11 protein-coding genes are annotated in these 13084 nt (G+C 65.7%); 7 read left to right on the top strand and 4 right to left on the bottom strand.

Going from position 1 to position 13084, the window contains the following annotated elements:
• On the top strand, positions 1 to 1059 hold the full coding sequence (locus HWX03_RS32935; RefSeq protein ID WP_175874142.1) for a maleylacetate reductase: 1059 nt from the start codon (positions 1 to 3) through the stop codon (positions 1057 to 1059).
• A gap of 132 nt (positions 1060 to 1191) precedes the next feature.
• Here HWX03_RS32935 and HWX03_RS32930 read toward each other — a convergent pair whose 3' ends face one another.
• Positions 1192 to 2142 carry a hypothetical protein gene (locus HWX03_RS32930; RefSeq protein WP_175874141.1) on the bottom strand — a complete coding sequence of 317 codons (951 nt, stop codon included), beginning with the start codon at positions 2140 to 2142 and terminating at the stop codon, positions 1192 to 1194.
• A 145-nt stretch (positions 2143 to 2287) separates the two neighbouring features.
• Between HWX03_RS32930 and HWX03_RS32925 the strand changes: the two genes are divergently transcribed.
• Positions 2288 to 2893, top strand: coding sequence for a TetR/AcrR family transcriptional regulator (locus tag HWX03_RS32925; RefSeq protein WP_175874140.1), 606 nt, complete (start codon positions 2288 to 2290; stop codon positions 2891 to 2893).
• Positions 2894 to 3203: 310 nt separating this feature from the next.
• Positions 3204 to 4910: a GMC family oxidoreductase N-terminal domain-containing protein gene (locus tag HWX03_RS32920; RefSeq protein ID WP_175874139.1), complete on the top strand. Its 1707-nt coding sequence runs from the start codon at positions 3204 to 3206 to the stop codon at positions 4908 to 4910.
• A gap of 282 nt (positions 4911 to 5192) precedes the next feature.
• Here the strand turns inward: HWX03_RS32920 and HWX03_RS32915 are convergent, their stop codons facing one another.
• Both HWX03_RS32915 and HWX03_RS32910 read right to left on the bottom strand, forming a co-directional pair.
• Positions 5193 to 6935, bottom strand: coding sequence for a thiamine pyrophosphate-binding protein (locus tag HWX03_RS32915; protein WP_175874138.1), 1743 nt, complete (start codon positions 6933 to 6935; stop codon positions 5193 to 5195).
• A gap of 77 nt (positions 6936 to 7012) precedes the next feature.
• A complete protein-coding gene (locus HWX03_RS32910) occupies positions 7013 to 7891 on the bottom strand; it encodes an AraC family transcriptional regulator (RefSeq protein WP_175874137.1) in 879 nt (292 codons plus the stop codon).
• A 319-nt stretch (positions 7892 to 8210) separates the two neighbouring features.
• Between HWX03_RS32910 and HWX03_RS32905 the strand changes: the two genes are divergently transcribed.
• The 4 genes from HWX03_RS32905 (at position 8211) to argE (ending at position 11964) form a co-directional block, all read left to right on the top strand.
• Positions 8211 to 9557, top strand: a complete 1347-nt coding sequence (locus HWX03_RS32905) for an NAD(P)/FAD-dependent oxidoreductase (protein WP_175874136.1) — start codon at positions 8211 to 8213, stop codon at positions 9555 to 9557.
• Between the two features lie 127 nt (positions 9558 to 9684).
• A complete protein-coding gene (locus tag HWX03_RS32900; RefSeq protein WP_175874135.1) occupies positions 9685 to 10134 on the top strand; it encodes a RidA family protein in 450 nt (149 codons plus the stop codon).
• Positions 10131 to 10808: a DUF1028 domain-containing protein gene (locus HWX03_RS32895; protein ID WP_175874134.1), complete on the top strand. Its 678-nt coding sequence runs from the start codon at positions 10131 to 10133 to the stop codon at positions 10806 to 10808. Before HWX03_RS32900 ends, HWX03_RS32895 begins: the two co-directional genes overlap by 4 nt.
• Positions 10801 to 11964, top strand: a complete 1164-nt coding sequence (gene argE, locus HWX03_RS32890; protein WP_175874133.1) for an acetylornithine deacetylase — start codon at positions 10801 to 10803, stop codon at positions 11962 to 11964. Before HWX03_RS32895 ends, argE begins: the two co-directional genes overlap by 8 nt.
• A 66-nt stretch (positions 11965 to 12030) precedes the next feature.
• Here argE and HWX03_RS32885 read toward each other — a convergent pair whose 3' ends face one another.
• Entirely contained in the window at positions 12031 to 12954 is a 924-nt protein-coding gene (locus HWX03_RS32885; RefSeq protein WP_175874132.1) for a LysR substrate-binding domain-containing protein, read from the bottom strand.
• Positions 12955 to 13084 lie beyond the last annotated feature (130 nt).

The following is a 13084-nucleotide window of genomic DNA, read 5'->3' as shown; positions in this document are numbered from 1 at the left end:
ATGATGAATGCCTTCACCTATCAGATGCTGCCGGCGCGCGTCGTGTTCGGGCAAGGCACGCGGACGATGCTGGCTGCAGAAGCGGACCGCCTTGGCTTGAGGCGTTTGCTCGTGCTGTCGACGCCTGAGCAGGCTGCGCTGGCCGACGACGTGTGTCGCTTGCTGGGTTCGAAAGCGATCGGCACGTTCAATGGCGCGACCATGCACACGCCGGTGGATGTCACGGAGCGTGCGCTCGACGTGGTGAAAGCGCACGACGCCGACGGTATCGTTGCGGTCGGCGGTGGCTCCACCACGGGCCTTGGCAAGGCTATCGCGCTCAGGACCGATCTGCCGCAGGTGGTGTTGCCGACGACCTACGCGGGTTCCGAGATGACGCCGATTCTGGGAGAGACACGGGATGGGCGCAAGGTGACCCAGCGCGGCCCGAAGATTCAGCCCGAAGTCGTCATTTACGACGTCGACCTGACGCTGTCGCTTCCGCCGGCAATTTCGGCGTTGTCGGCATTCAATGCGATTGCGCATGCGGCCGAAGCGCTCTATGCGCCGGACGGCAACCCGATCGTCGCGTTGATGGCGGAAGAGGGCGTGCGGGCGATCGCCGACGCATTGCCGCGCGTCATGCGCGCGCCGGGTGATGTCGACGCGCGTGGATCGCTGCTCTATGGCGCGTGGTTATGCGCTTGCTGCCTGGGCGCGACGACGATGGGTTTGCACCACAAGTTGTGCCACACGCTCGGTGGCCTGTTCGATCTGCCGCATGCCCAGACGCACGCGATCGTGCTGCCTTATGCGCTTGCGTACAACGCATCGCGGATTCCGGACGCGCTTGAACGTCTTGCTCGCGCGATGAAAACGTCGAATGCCATCGACGCGATATTCCGGCTGGAGCGAGATTGTGCGATACCGCTTGCACTGCGCGACATCGGTATGCCCGAGAGCGGCATCGCCGCCGCGGTAGAACAGGCTGTCGCGAATCCGTACGCCAACCCCAGAACGGTCGATGCGGATTCGCTGAGCGAGTTGCTGACGCGTGCGTGGCACGGGCAGGGTATTTGACGTGAAGTTGCTGCCAGCCGGTGCGCGGTGCATCGGCTGGCGGCGTGTCGTGACTCGGTGAAACGCGCTGTGCGCGTCGGGCCCCCGCCGCTGACGGTCATGTCTGTCGACGGCGGGCACGCGAGGTTGCCGTCAATCACCGGTTTCGGCGATATAGGCGGTAATCCAGTTCGAAAACTCGCATGCGAGATGCCATGCGTGTTCGGTAGTTATCCAGAACGGCAGCGTGCTGGGAAAATAGATCGCGAGTTTGCAGTGAAATCCCTGGTCGAGATCGCGGAATTGATGCATGACGCCACCGACGGTGGCGCCCTGGCCATTCACGGCCATGCCGGCCAGTCGAATGGGGTAGGCGGGGTCGACATCGGACTGGGGAAGCGTGTTTGAACGATCGTAGTCGATCGTAAAGTGGGTGACGATGAGCGCCCCGCCGGTTTCTTCCATGACATCCTGGCCTTCGGATTGCAAAGGCGCGAAGAAGTAGTGATCGGGACAGGCGACCAGTATCGACCTTTCGTCGAAGTCGAGAATCGACTTCTTCAGAAACCAGTTCGCGAATCCTGCCGCGGTCCCCCGGTTGCTGGTCACTTCGGTCCTGCTCGGCGAGTAATTGCCGAAGCTGGTGCTGGCCGCCACTGTCGTCAGCGGATCGGAAACCAGCAAATCCGCGGCGACCAGTGATTTCATCGCGGCGTCGCCCGCACGGATCTTTGCATCCGCAAGGGCATTGCGCTCCTGGTCGATATTGGCGATGGAAGCAGGCGGCCGGACGATGAGTGCCGCGAGATCCGACACGAGATAGGCGGGCAGGTTGTTCGTCATCTTGTTGGCGACAACCTGCACGCGACGGGCTTCCCATTGGAGTACCTGGTCCCGGCTGACCGTCGCGCCGTTCAGATAGGACGTCAGCATCAGTGGAGGCTTGGCGAGCGGTGGTGCGCTCGGGTTGCTGGCGAGGACCGACGCGCCGCGGGCGGCTCCCGAGCCCGATTCGCCGCCACAACCCGACAGGCTGAATGGAAGCAGGGTCGACGCACCGAGGGCGGCGGTCGTTTGCAGAAAATTCCGGCGACGCATTGTCATGTCTGGCTCCAGCGGCGGGGGGATCGAGAGTGTGGATCAAAATCTAGATTGTGATCTAATGTAAGATGCGGCCCCGACGTGGTCAATTCAGGGTTAGCCATTAGAGATGAATCGGTCAGATCAAAGCGAGCGGGTCCGGCGACAGGTGATCGATACGGCGAAGCGCCTGTTTTTCGAACACGGATACGACCAGACCACGTTGCGCCAGATTTCAACGGCCGCCGGTGTTTCTCACGGAAGCATTTACCATCACTTCGCCGACAAGGAAGGCATTTTTCTTGCCCTCGTCACGGAAGCATTCGACGAGATTCAGCACATCACCGATCGCGAATTTTCCGAAGCACGAGATCCTTATCTGCGACTCAGCCTGAAGTGGGCGATGTTGATCGTGGCCGCATCGATGGATAGGCGCGTGGCGGAATTGCTGGACATTGCATATGCATCGAAGAAGATCTCGGCGGAGATCATTGCGTCGTCCACCCTGCGGCATCGCAGCTGGCTCGGCAAGCTGCTGCCGGACTGGACGGAGAACGACTTCTATGCGGCGACGCTCGTGTTGAAGGGCGCGATGGCCGCCGTTGTCGAGGACAAGTTGTCGAGGGATCTCCTGAGCATGGAGGAGCGGATACGCTCGGTGTTGCGTGCGGCATTGTTCGGCTTTGGGGCCGACTCGAATCGCATCGTCGGGATCGTGGGTAATGTGCTCGACAGCATGAAGCGTGTCGATCCGTTCGAGTTGTACAAGATCTGAGAAGGAAGCCACGGGTTGCAGCAGCGCAACCCGGCAGGATGCGAATCATGACGGCCTGGCCTTGTGAACTGCACGCCAAAAGTTGGACGTGGATCCAATCTTTGGCGTGCAGTTCATTGTGCCAGGCCGTTTTGCGTTGGGGGCGCGTGCGCGGCACCGGCCCGACGCGTTTCATGCCCGAGATGTCCATTCTGGACGAGTCTGCGATTGGTGACGGGAACCACGGTCGCTAAGCTGATTGCACGTGTGAGGTCGCGTTTCGAGACGGTGCGCTCTGCGCCGCGACTCACCGCTCATGCATGAGGAGACCATGGAGTTCGATTTCTTGATCGTAGGTGGCGGCACCGCCGGCGCGGTGATGGCATCGCGTCTTTCCGCCAATCCGGATTGTCGCGTGCTGCTCGTCGAGGCGGGTGCGGACAGCCCGCCGGGCGGCGAGCCGGCGGATATCCAGGACGCATTTCCGGCTTCAACCCTTAACGCGAACTACTTCTGGCGCGGCCTGACTGCGACAGCGACGGACGGCGGCCAGCCGGCGCCCTATCCGCAGGCAAGGGTGATGGGAGGCGGCTCGAGCATCAATGGCATGTTCGCGCTTCGCGGCATCCCGTCGGACTACGGACGGTGGGCCGAGGTCGGAGCCGGTCGCTTTTCATGGGATTCGGTGCTGCCGTATTTTCGCAAGGTCGAGGACGATCGCGATCGTCCGGGTGATTCGCGTGGTCCGCACGCCATCGCGAGGATGCCGAAGGCGCAATGGCCGACCTTCGTGCGCGCGATGGAGCAGGCCGCGCAGCGCTTCGGATTCCCGCCCGTGCCGGACATCAACGACACGCCCGGTGACGGGTTCTTCCCGATGCCGCTCGCAATCGATTCGGACACGCGTGTGACCAGTACGGGCTGCTATCTGACACGGGAAGTCAGGGCGCGCGCGAATCTTGAGATCCTGCCTGGCACGCAGGTTACCCGATTGCGCATGACAGGCAATGTCGTGCAGGGCGTCGAGGCCGTGCGGGACGGCACGATCGTGCAATTGAGTGCGCGCAACGTCGTCGTGTCGGCAGGCGGCATCTTTTCTCCGGCCCTGTTGCTGCGGTCGGGAATCGGCCCGGCTGCGGAATTGTCGTCGCTGGGCATCCGGGGCGTGGTCGATCGACCGGGCGTGGGCCGGAACCTGCAAAATCATCCGTACATGTTCTTTGCGCTCACGCTCCCTCGCGGCAAGCGCATCGCGGCGGACCTCAGACGGTTCGCCGTGGCGGGGCTGCGCGCGTCGTCGGCAGTGCCGGGCTGCCCGGGGAGCGACCTGTTTTCGTTCGTGATCGGTCGAGTCAGCGGCGCATCTTTCGGGCCCGATTTCGCGTTGGTCGGAAGCGCGCTGTATGCGCCGAAGTCGCGCGGCTCGGTGACGCTCGGCAGTGCTGATCCGCGCGTGAATCCGGTCGTCAACTTCCGGTTCATGTCGGACCCGGCCGATCCTCCGCGGATGATCCAGTCGGCGCGGCTCACCGAGCGGTTGCTGCGCGAACCGGGTGTCGCGGCTCAATATCACGAGGCCTTTCTGTTGCCCGGCACGCTTGCCGTGACGCAATTCAATCGCACCGGGTTGACCGGGAAAGTTCTGGCGATGGCGGCCGAGGCGGCAGCCAACTCTCCGGGTTTCGTGCGTCGTGCGATATTCGGTCGCGCGTTTCGAAGCGGCCCGCCTGTTGCGTACCGTAGCGGAGGTCGTGAGATTACCGACGACGACATTCTGTCGTCGATCAGCCCGATGGGGCACCCCGTCGGTACCTGTGCGATGGGCAGCGCGGACGATCCGATGGCCGTGGTCGACGACGACTTCCGTGTTCACGGCGCCCGGAACCTCTTTGTGGTCGATGCCTCGGTGATGCCACTCATACCGAGCGCGAACACGAATCTGCCCACGTTGATGCTCGCCGAAATGGCTGCGGATCGAATCGGCGCCCGCGATCGCCGCACGCGGGCGGTCGCAAGCGTCGACACGTCGGAGGGTTGAGCGCGCCTTCGGCCCGGCAACTGTCGGCCCATATGTGGGCACAGTCAGGAATTGCGGGGGGGCGCGGCCGAAGGAGGCGGCGCCGAATGGCTGTCGTGCCGCTCGGGAGAGCGTTGCCGAAACATAGAGACGATCCTCGATCTTCGTTCTCCGGCGGAGCTCGCGGCGATACGTCGGGCAATCGGAGACGTTTCCGCTTCCGCCCGGCAGCCGGTTTGAATGGACTCTGACGGCGCGGCGTGATCCCGACAAGACCATTCGAATCCGGACCATGCGTACCGGCTATGTCACGCTGACCGGAATCTCTATCAGGTTCGGCTGTCCCGATGCGATCCCGCACTCGACAGCGGCCGCGATGTCTCCCGCACGCGCCACGCGGCGGGCCGCCAGACCCCAGGATCTCGCGAGCGCCAGGAAGTCGATGGGCGGGTCCTTGAGGTCCATGCTGGCAAAGCGATCGGCGTGGGCGCTGACGAAATGACGCTGCGATTTCATGTACTTCTTCAGGATGTTGTACTCCTGATTGTTCACCACGACAAACGTGACCGGAAGACATTCATGCGCCGCGGTCCACAACGCTTGCGGCGCGTAGAGGGCGGAACCGTCGCCGATGATCGCGACGACGGGTTCCCGTCCGAGCCCCAGCGATATGCCGACCGCCGCGCCCATGCCCCAGCCGAGGATGGCGCCCCGGGTACCGTAGTACTGCCGGGTACCGCTGGCATGAAGTGCGCTGCGAATCAGCGGCATCGTCGCCGGCGACTCGTCGACGAGCGGCGTCGTCGGACCCAGCGCCCGCGCGACCTCGTGCGCGGCGACGAGCGTCATCGTCATGGCGGCGTTCAACCCGGACGCGACCTGCTCGTCGAGGCTGACGCGTTGTCGTGCGCGATCGTGCTGCGCGTCGGCCCGCAACGCGTCGATTTCAGCGCGCCGATGCTGCGACGCTTCGCGCAGCATCGGCAGGAGTGCATGAAGGGAGGCGCGAAGGGCGCCGACGCAGCCCAGTGCGGTTGCATGGATCCGGCCCAGGTCTTGCGGGTCGCTTGCCAGCTGATAGAGCCTGCAGGTCGACGGAATGGCCGGGCCGACGGAGTAGAGGATCGTGATGCTGAAGTGGCCGCCCAGTACGAAGACCGCATCGAAGGCGCGGAGCGTTTCATGCATGTCGGCGACCGTCATGGGCAGGTTGCCGCACCACAACGCATGCGATGTCGGAAACGGCAGGTGGGCCGGCCAGGATGGGCCGAATACCGACGCGCCCAGCGTTTCGGCGACGGCCACGGCTTCCGCGCTGGCGCCGGCCGCGAACACTTCGTCGCCGACCACCATCGCGAGGCGTCCGGGGCGGATCGATGCCAATGCCGTTGCCAGATCGGGCAGCGCCGACGGGATCGAGGTGCGGTCGATCGCTGATCGGCGCGCGACAGGCAGGGACGTGGTGCGCTCCATCACATCCATCGGCAGCGACAGAAACACCGGCCCGGACGGTGCGGCCGCGCTGTCGTTGAATGCCCGCCGCACGAGCACGCCGATTTCGTCCGGGTGCGCGACTTCCCGTGCCCATTTGACCGCCGGGCGGGCGACGCCCAGCGAATCGCCGTACAACAGCGGATCGGTGTGGGCATGGCGGGTATCCTGCTGGCCGGCCGTGACGACCAGCGGCGTTCTGGCCGCCTTTGCATTCAGAAGGGCGCCTATCGCGTGGCCGAGGCCGCCCGCCGTATGCAGGTTCGTAAAGCCGGGCCGACCGGAAGCCTGGGCATAGCCGTCCGCCATCGCAACGACCGCGGCCTCCTGCAAGCCCAGCACATACGACAGGTCGGGGGCGTCGGTCAGTGCGTCGATGAATGACAGCTCGGTCGTGCCGGGATTGCCGAAAACGTAGCGCACCCCTTCGCTTCTCAGCACCTCGACCAGCACCTCCGAGCCGCGTCGCGGCCGGATGTCGTCGAGGGCCACGAAACCCGTAGCGGCTTCTGCTTCCCCGATCGTCACGGGGCTGCGTCGTTGATCTGCGTTCATGTCTTCCTCCCATTGAGGGCGAGGATAGGACGCGGTACGACGCGCGCGCTTGAACGTTCTTGTGGTTTCCGCGCTTTTTATCGAGTGTCGCGCCAGCGACTCGGCGCGACGCCGTTGGCCTTCTTGAAGTGACGGTTGAAGTGGCTCTGGTCCGCGAAGCCGAAAGCCGCGGCCACTTCCGTTGCGGGCATTCCGGCACGAAGCGCATCGCACGCGCGGGCCAGCCGGACCTGATTGCGCCACGCATGCGGCGCCATGCCGACCTCGCGCGAGAAGATGCGCGCCGCATGGAATTTCGACAATCCGACGACATGGGCCAGTTCGGCGAGGTCGAGCGACGCGGTCAGCTCGTCGAGCATGCGCGCTTTCATGCGCTCGACACGCATGCGATCGATGCTCATTGGCCGGGAAGGCGGACGCATCCGCCCGTAGCGCTTCAGCAGCGTGGACACGGCATCGAGCAGCGCGTACTCCACGGCAAGCATGTCGGTGCCGGTTTCGAGCACACGGTGCGCTCGCAGCGCGCGGCCGACGAGGTCGGGATCCTTGATGATGTCCGAGTCGAACCAGGGCGTATCGTGACGGGACAACCCGGCTTCTTCGGCCACGCCCTGCACGAAATCGACCGGCAAATAGAACGTGCGGCATTGCCAGCCTGCGTCGGCCGCGCTCGAGCCCGTATGGATTTCGCCGGGATTGATGACCGGCAGGGACCCGGCATCGGCGACGAACCGCGTGCCGCGGTAGTCGTAACGTTCAGCCCCCCGTTCTATGACCGAGATGGTGTACGCGTCGTGCCAGTGAGGCGCGTAGACATGGTCGGTGAACCGGGCCGTGACCATCTCTCCGCCGGGAATCAGCGTCGAGCGCCAGACGCGCGCGTCATTCCGGCGCGTCGCCCGGCCGTTCGCCTGAAGCGCGTGTTGCTCGATATCGTCGGAGTCGGTTGCAGGCATAGGTCACTCGGGCACGGTCATCCCTGTTCGAACCGAAGAATAGCGTCAAAACGAAATCTTCGCCGACGCGGTTTCGCCGGCAATCCGTATCGACCTTGCCAGCGTGCGTGCGACGACGATTTTGCCGGAGATGCGCCCGGTATCCCGAGACTGGCCCGGCACTGCTGCGTGAGCGAGCCCCACCCGCCCCAGCTTTTTGCTCGTCAACACCAACAAAAAACCTCATTTCGCGCCAGACAGCCTGTCAGCAGAATGTCTCCATTCCCACTCACGCAACGACACGAGCGTCGCATGAGCCGCACTTCAGAAGGAGACAGCCGTGGCAGTCGAAACAACCTCAATCGATACGCTCGTCGTCGGCGCCGGGCAGGCCGGCGTGGCCATGAGCGAGCATCTGGGCAAGCTGGGCGTGCCCCATCTCGTGCTGGAGCGCAGCCGCATCGCCGAACGCTGGCGCACCGGGCGCTGGGATTCGCTGGTCGCGAACGGCCCCGCGTGGCACGACCGCTTCCCCGGCCTCGAATTCGACGGCCTCGACCCCGACGCGTTCGCATCGAAAGACCAGGTCGCGGACTACTTCGAAGCGTATGCGCGCAAGTTCAATGCGCCGATCCGCACCGGCGTCGAAGTGAAGAAGGTCGTGCATAACACGGGCAAGCCGGGCTTCGTCGTCGAGACGTCCGACGGCACGATCGAGGCGAACCGTGTGGTGGTCGCCACGGGGCCGTTCCAGCGCCCGGTGATTCCGCCGATCGCGCCGGACGACGCGCGCGTCGTGCAGATCCACTCCGCCGACTATCGCAACCCGGGCCAGCTTCCGGCCGGCGCGGTGCTGGTGGTCGGCGCCGGTTCGTCGGGCGTGCAGATTGCCGACGAACTGCAGCGCGCGGGCCGGCAGGTCTACCTGTCGGTCGGCCCGCACGATCGTCCGCCGCGCGCGTATCGCGGCCGCGACTTCTGCTGGTGGCTCGGCGTGCTCGGCGAATGGGACAAGGAAGTCGCGACGCCCGGCCGCGAACACGTGACGATCGCGGTGAGCGGCGCGCGCGGCGGCCATACGGTCGATTTCCGTGCGCTCGCGAACCAGGGCGTGACGCTGGTCGGGCTGACGAAGTCGTTCGACGGCGGCGTGGCCGTGTTCGAACCCGATCTCGCGGTCAATCTCGCGCGCGGCGACGAGAACTACCTGTCGCTGCTCGACGCGGCCGACGCGTACGCGGCGCGCAATGGCCTCGACCTGCCCGAAGAGCCGGACGCTCGGTGCATCCTGCCGGACCCCGACTGCGTCGCGCATCCGATCCTCTCGCTCGATCTAGCCGGCGCGGGCGTCACGTCGATCGTCTGGGCCACCGGCTATGCGGTCGACTACGGCTGGCTGAACGTCGACGCGTTCGGGCCGAACGGCAAGCCGCAGCACCAGCGCGGCGTGTCGAAGGAGCCGGGCATCTATTTCCTCGGGCTGCCGTGGCTGTCGCGGCGCGGCTCGAGCTTCATCTGGGGCGTGTGGCACGACGCGAAGCACATCGCCGATCACATCGTCACGCAGCGCAAGTACCTCGCGTACCACGACGCATCGGAACGCCGCGCGCAACCGCGGGCCGAGCACGGCAACACGCCGCACACGGTTCAGGCCCATACCGGCCGGCTGGTCGACGCGATCGGCTGATCCGCATCCACGCGGTGACCCGCGCTCGAAACGACGCACGGACGCGGCCACGCGCCAATCCGAACTCCGCCGCGCAGCGCCCGCTTGCAGCGCGGCGCTCGCCCACCCCGACACCCGAAGGACCTCGATGAGCCAGCCTACCCATACGCGTATCCGCATGTTCAACACGAAGGATACCTACCCGAACCAGACGCTCGACAACGACTTGTGCCAGGCCGTGCGGGCCGGCAACACCGTCTACGTGCGCGGCCAGGTCGGCACCGATTTCGACGGCAATCTGATCGGCCTCGGCGACGCGCGCGCGCAGGCGGAGCAGGCGATGAAGAACGTGAAGCAGTTGCTCGAAGAAGCGGGCAGCGACATCACGCACGTCGTGAAGACGACGACCTACCTGATCGACCCGCGCTATCGCGAGCCGGTGTACCAGGAGGTCGGCAAGTGGCTGAAGGGCGTCTATCCGATCTCGACGGGGCTCGTGGTCTCCGCGCTCGGCCAGCCGCAGTGGCTGATGGAGATCGACGTGATCGCGGTGATCCCCGACAACTGGCAGCCGAACCACGCCCAGGAGGCGACATGACTTTCTCCATCGTCGGGCGCTGCCCGGAAACGGGCCAGCTCGGGATCGCGATCAGCTCGTCGAGTATCGCGGTGGGCGCGCGCTGCCCGTGGGTGCGCGCGGGCGTCGGCGCGGTCGCGACGCAGAACATCACGCTGCCGGCGCTTGGGCCCCAGATCCTCGACCTGATCGAACACGGCCAGCTCGCCCCTGCCGCGGCGCTCGACCGCGCGTTGAGCGCGAACGGCTGGAGCCAGTACCGGCAGGTCACGGTGATCGACGGGCAGGGGCAGACGGCATGCTTCACCGGCAAGGAGGCGCTCGGCACACATCACGCGGTGCAGGGCGAGCAATGCGTGGCGGCCGGCAACCTGCTGGCCGCGCCGGCCGTGATCGCCGCGATGGTGCGGGCCTTCGAGCAGGCGCCGGGGTTGCTCGCCGATCGGCTGCTCGCCGCGATGCACGCGGCGATGGCGGCCGGCGGCGAGGCCGGGCCAGTGCATTCGGCCGCGTTGAAGGTGGCCGGCGACGTGACCTGGCCGATCGTCGATCTGCGCGTCGACTGGGCCGATGCCGATCCGATCGGGCAGCTCGATGCGCTGTGGCGCGCGTATCGGCCGCAGATGCAGGACTATCAGACCCGCGCGCTGAACCCGACCGCCGCGCCGAGCTATGGAGTGCCGGGCGATGAGTGATCCGTCGAGCCGCGCGCTGCTCGAACGGCTGATCGGCTTCGCGACGGTCAGCCGCGATTCGAATCTCGAGATGATCGCCTTCATCCGCGACCATCTCGCGGGTTTCGGTGTGGAGAGCGAACTGTTCTACAACGCGGAACGCACGAAGGCGAGCCTGTACGCGACGATCGGCCCGCGCGATCGCGGCGGCGTCGCGCTGTCGGGCCATACCGACGTGGTGCCGGTCGACGGGCAGGCGTGGACGGTCGAGCCGTTCCGGCTGACCGAGCGCGACGGCCGCCTGTATGGCCGCGGCACGGCCGACATGAAGGGCTTCATCGCGTCGGTGCTTGCGGCCGTTCCGGCGTTCGTCGCGCGACCGCTGAGCTTGCCGGTGCATCTCGCGTTCTCGTACGACGAGGAAGTCGGTTGTCTCGGCGTGCGGCCGATGCTCGAACAACTGGCCGCGCGCGAACATCGCCCGCGACTGTGCCTGATCGGCGAGCCGACTGAACTGAAGCCGGTGCTCGGTCACAAGGGCAAGCTCGCGATGCGCTGCCACGTGAAGGGCGCCGCGTGCCACTCGGCTTACGCGCCGTCCGGCGTCAACGCGATCGACTATGCGGCGAAGCTGATCGGCCGGCTCGGCGAGATCGGCGCGGCGCTCGCGCGGCCCCAGCATCACGACAGCCGCTTCGATCCGCCGTTCTCGACCGTGCAGACGGGGCTGATCAAGGGCGGCCGCGCGCTGAACATCGTGCCGGCCGAATGCGAGTTCGATTTCGAGGTGCGTGCGCTGCCGGATTTCGATGCGCACGACGTGCCGAGAAAGCTGCAGGACTATGCGGAATCCGAACTGTTGCCGAGGATGCGCGCGGTGCAGCCCGATACCGACATTCAGTTGCAGCCGCTCGGCGCGTATCCGGGGCTGGCGACCGCGCCGGACAGCGAGGCCGCGCGCCTGCTCGCGCTGCTGAGCGGCTCCGACGCATTCGGCACGGTGGCGTTCGGCACCGAGGGCGGGCTGTTCGGGCAGGCCGGCATTCCGACCGTCGTGTGTGGGCCTGGCAGCATGGACCAGGGGCACAAGCCCGACGAGTTCGTCACGCTCGAACAACTGCATGGATGCGACGCGATGCTGGGCCGTCTGGTCGCGTATCTCTCTTCCGCCGTCTGAACGGGCGGCCGACACGCACGCACCGCATCCGGCGGCGCGTGCGTCGTCCTGTTCTCTATCGCAACCTCATCGCGCCGCTTCAGCGACGATCCGCGCGAGCCGCTCGCGGCAGAAATCGACGAACGACTGCGCCTGTTTCGTGAGCTGACCGCGCTTCAGCCGTGCGCTCACGAGCCCGGACGGGCTGACCGTTTCGCTGAGGGCGATCGTCACGACGCGCTGGCCGTCGTACGTATAGTCGGAATGCGGGCGCGTGACGAGCAGCGAGAAACCGAAGCCCTGGCCGACCATCCCGCGCACCATCTCGATCGACGGCGAGCCGAACACGATGTTCGGCGTGAGCCCGAGCTCGTGAAACAGGCTGACGAAATACGTGCGGCTCGGCTGCACGTCGAGCAGGATCATCGGCTCGACGCACAGGTCGCGCAGCGACACGTGCGTCTGGCCCGCGAACCGGTGGTGCTCCGGCAGCAGCACGTACGGCTGCTGCGGCGGCATCAGCGGCTCGGTTTCGATCGTGCCGTCGAGATCGTGGTCGTACATCAGCGCGAGATCGAAGGTGCCGGACGTCAGGCCCTGCACGAGTTCCTGCTGGTCGCCGTCGCGCAGCCGGATGTTCACGCCAGGGTAGCGCTCGCGAAAACCCGCGATCAGTTGCGGCAGATAGAGCGGCGCGACCGTCTCGAAGCAGCCGATGTCGATCTGCCCGGTGATCACGTCGTTGTCGGCGAGCGCGTTCTGTTCGAACTCGTGCGCGATGCGCAGCAGTTCCTGCGCTTTCCGGTAGAAGCGCGTGCCGCTCGGCGTCAATGACACGCCCTGCGCGTGGTGGCGAATGAACAGCTTCACGCCGAAGCTTTCTTCGAGCCCCTTGATCGCGCTGGAAATCGACGGCTGCGCGATGAACAGTTGACGCGATGCCTCGGCGACGCTGCCGGATTCGACCGTCGTGACGAAGTATTTCAGTTGCCGCAAAGTGTAGTGAGCCACAAGCACCTCTGATGCCCGGCCCCGGCTTGGCGCCGCGGGCGCATGCTGTTGGTTTCGCGTAGCACCTTACCTGAAGTCGATCGGCGCCGAAATTTCCGCTGCAGAGCTTTTTCGTATGTCGCGGAAATAT

Origin of the sequence: Burkholderia sp. BCC0397 (assembly GCF_902832865.1) — a bacterium.
In the GTDB taxonomy this organism is placed as follows: domain Bacteria; phylum Pseudomonadota; class Gammaproteobacteria; order Burkholderiales; family Burkholderiaceae; genus Burkholderia.
This window is presented reverse-complemented; position numbering and strand designations above follow the sequence as displayed.

What these genes read in the sequence shown, in the direction of transcription:
- HWX03_RS32910 (WP_175874137.1), bottom strand. Translation starts at nt 7,891, where the DNA reads ATGCCTGCAACCGACTCCGACGATATCGAGCAACACGCGCTTCAGGCG.
- HWX03_RS32900 (WP_175874135.1), top strand. Translation starts at nt 9,685, where the DNA reads ATGAGCCAGCCTACCCATACGCGTATCCGCATGTTCAACACGAAGGAT.
- HWX03_RS32915 (WP_175874138.1), bottom strand. Translation starts at nt 6,935, where the DNA reads ATGAACGCAGATCAACGACGCAGCCCCGTGACGATCGGGGAAGCAGAA.
- HWX03_RS32930 (WP_175874141.1), bottom strand. Translation starts at nt 2,142, where the DNA reads ATGACAATGCGTCGCCGGAATTTTCTGCAAACGACCGCCGCCCTCGGT.
- HWX03_RS32920 (WP_175874139.1), top strand. Translation starts at nt 3,204, where the DNA reads ATGGAGTTCGATTTCTTGATCGTAGGTGGCGGCACCGCCGGCGCGGTG.
- HWX03_RS32935 (WP_175874142.1), top strand. Translation starts at nt 1, where the DNA reads ATGATGAATGCCTTCACCTATCAGATGCTGCCGGCGCGCGTCGTGTTC.
- HWX03_RS32895 (WP_175874134.1), top strand. Translation starts at nt 10,131, where the DNA reads ATGACTTTCTCCATCGTCGGGCGCTGCCCGGAAACGGGCCAGCTCGGG.
- argE (WP_175874133.1), top strand. Translation starts at nt 10,801, where the DNA reads ATGAGTGATCCGTCGAGCCGCGCGCTGCTCGAACGGCTGATCGGCTTC.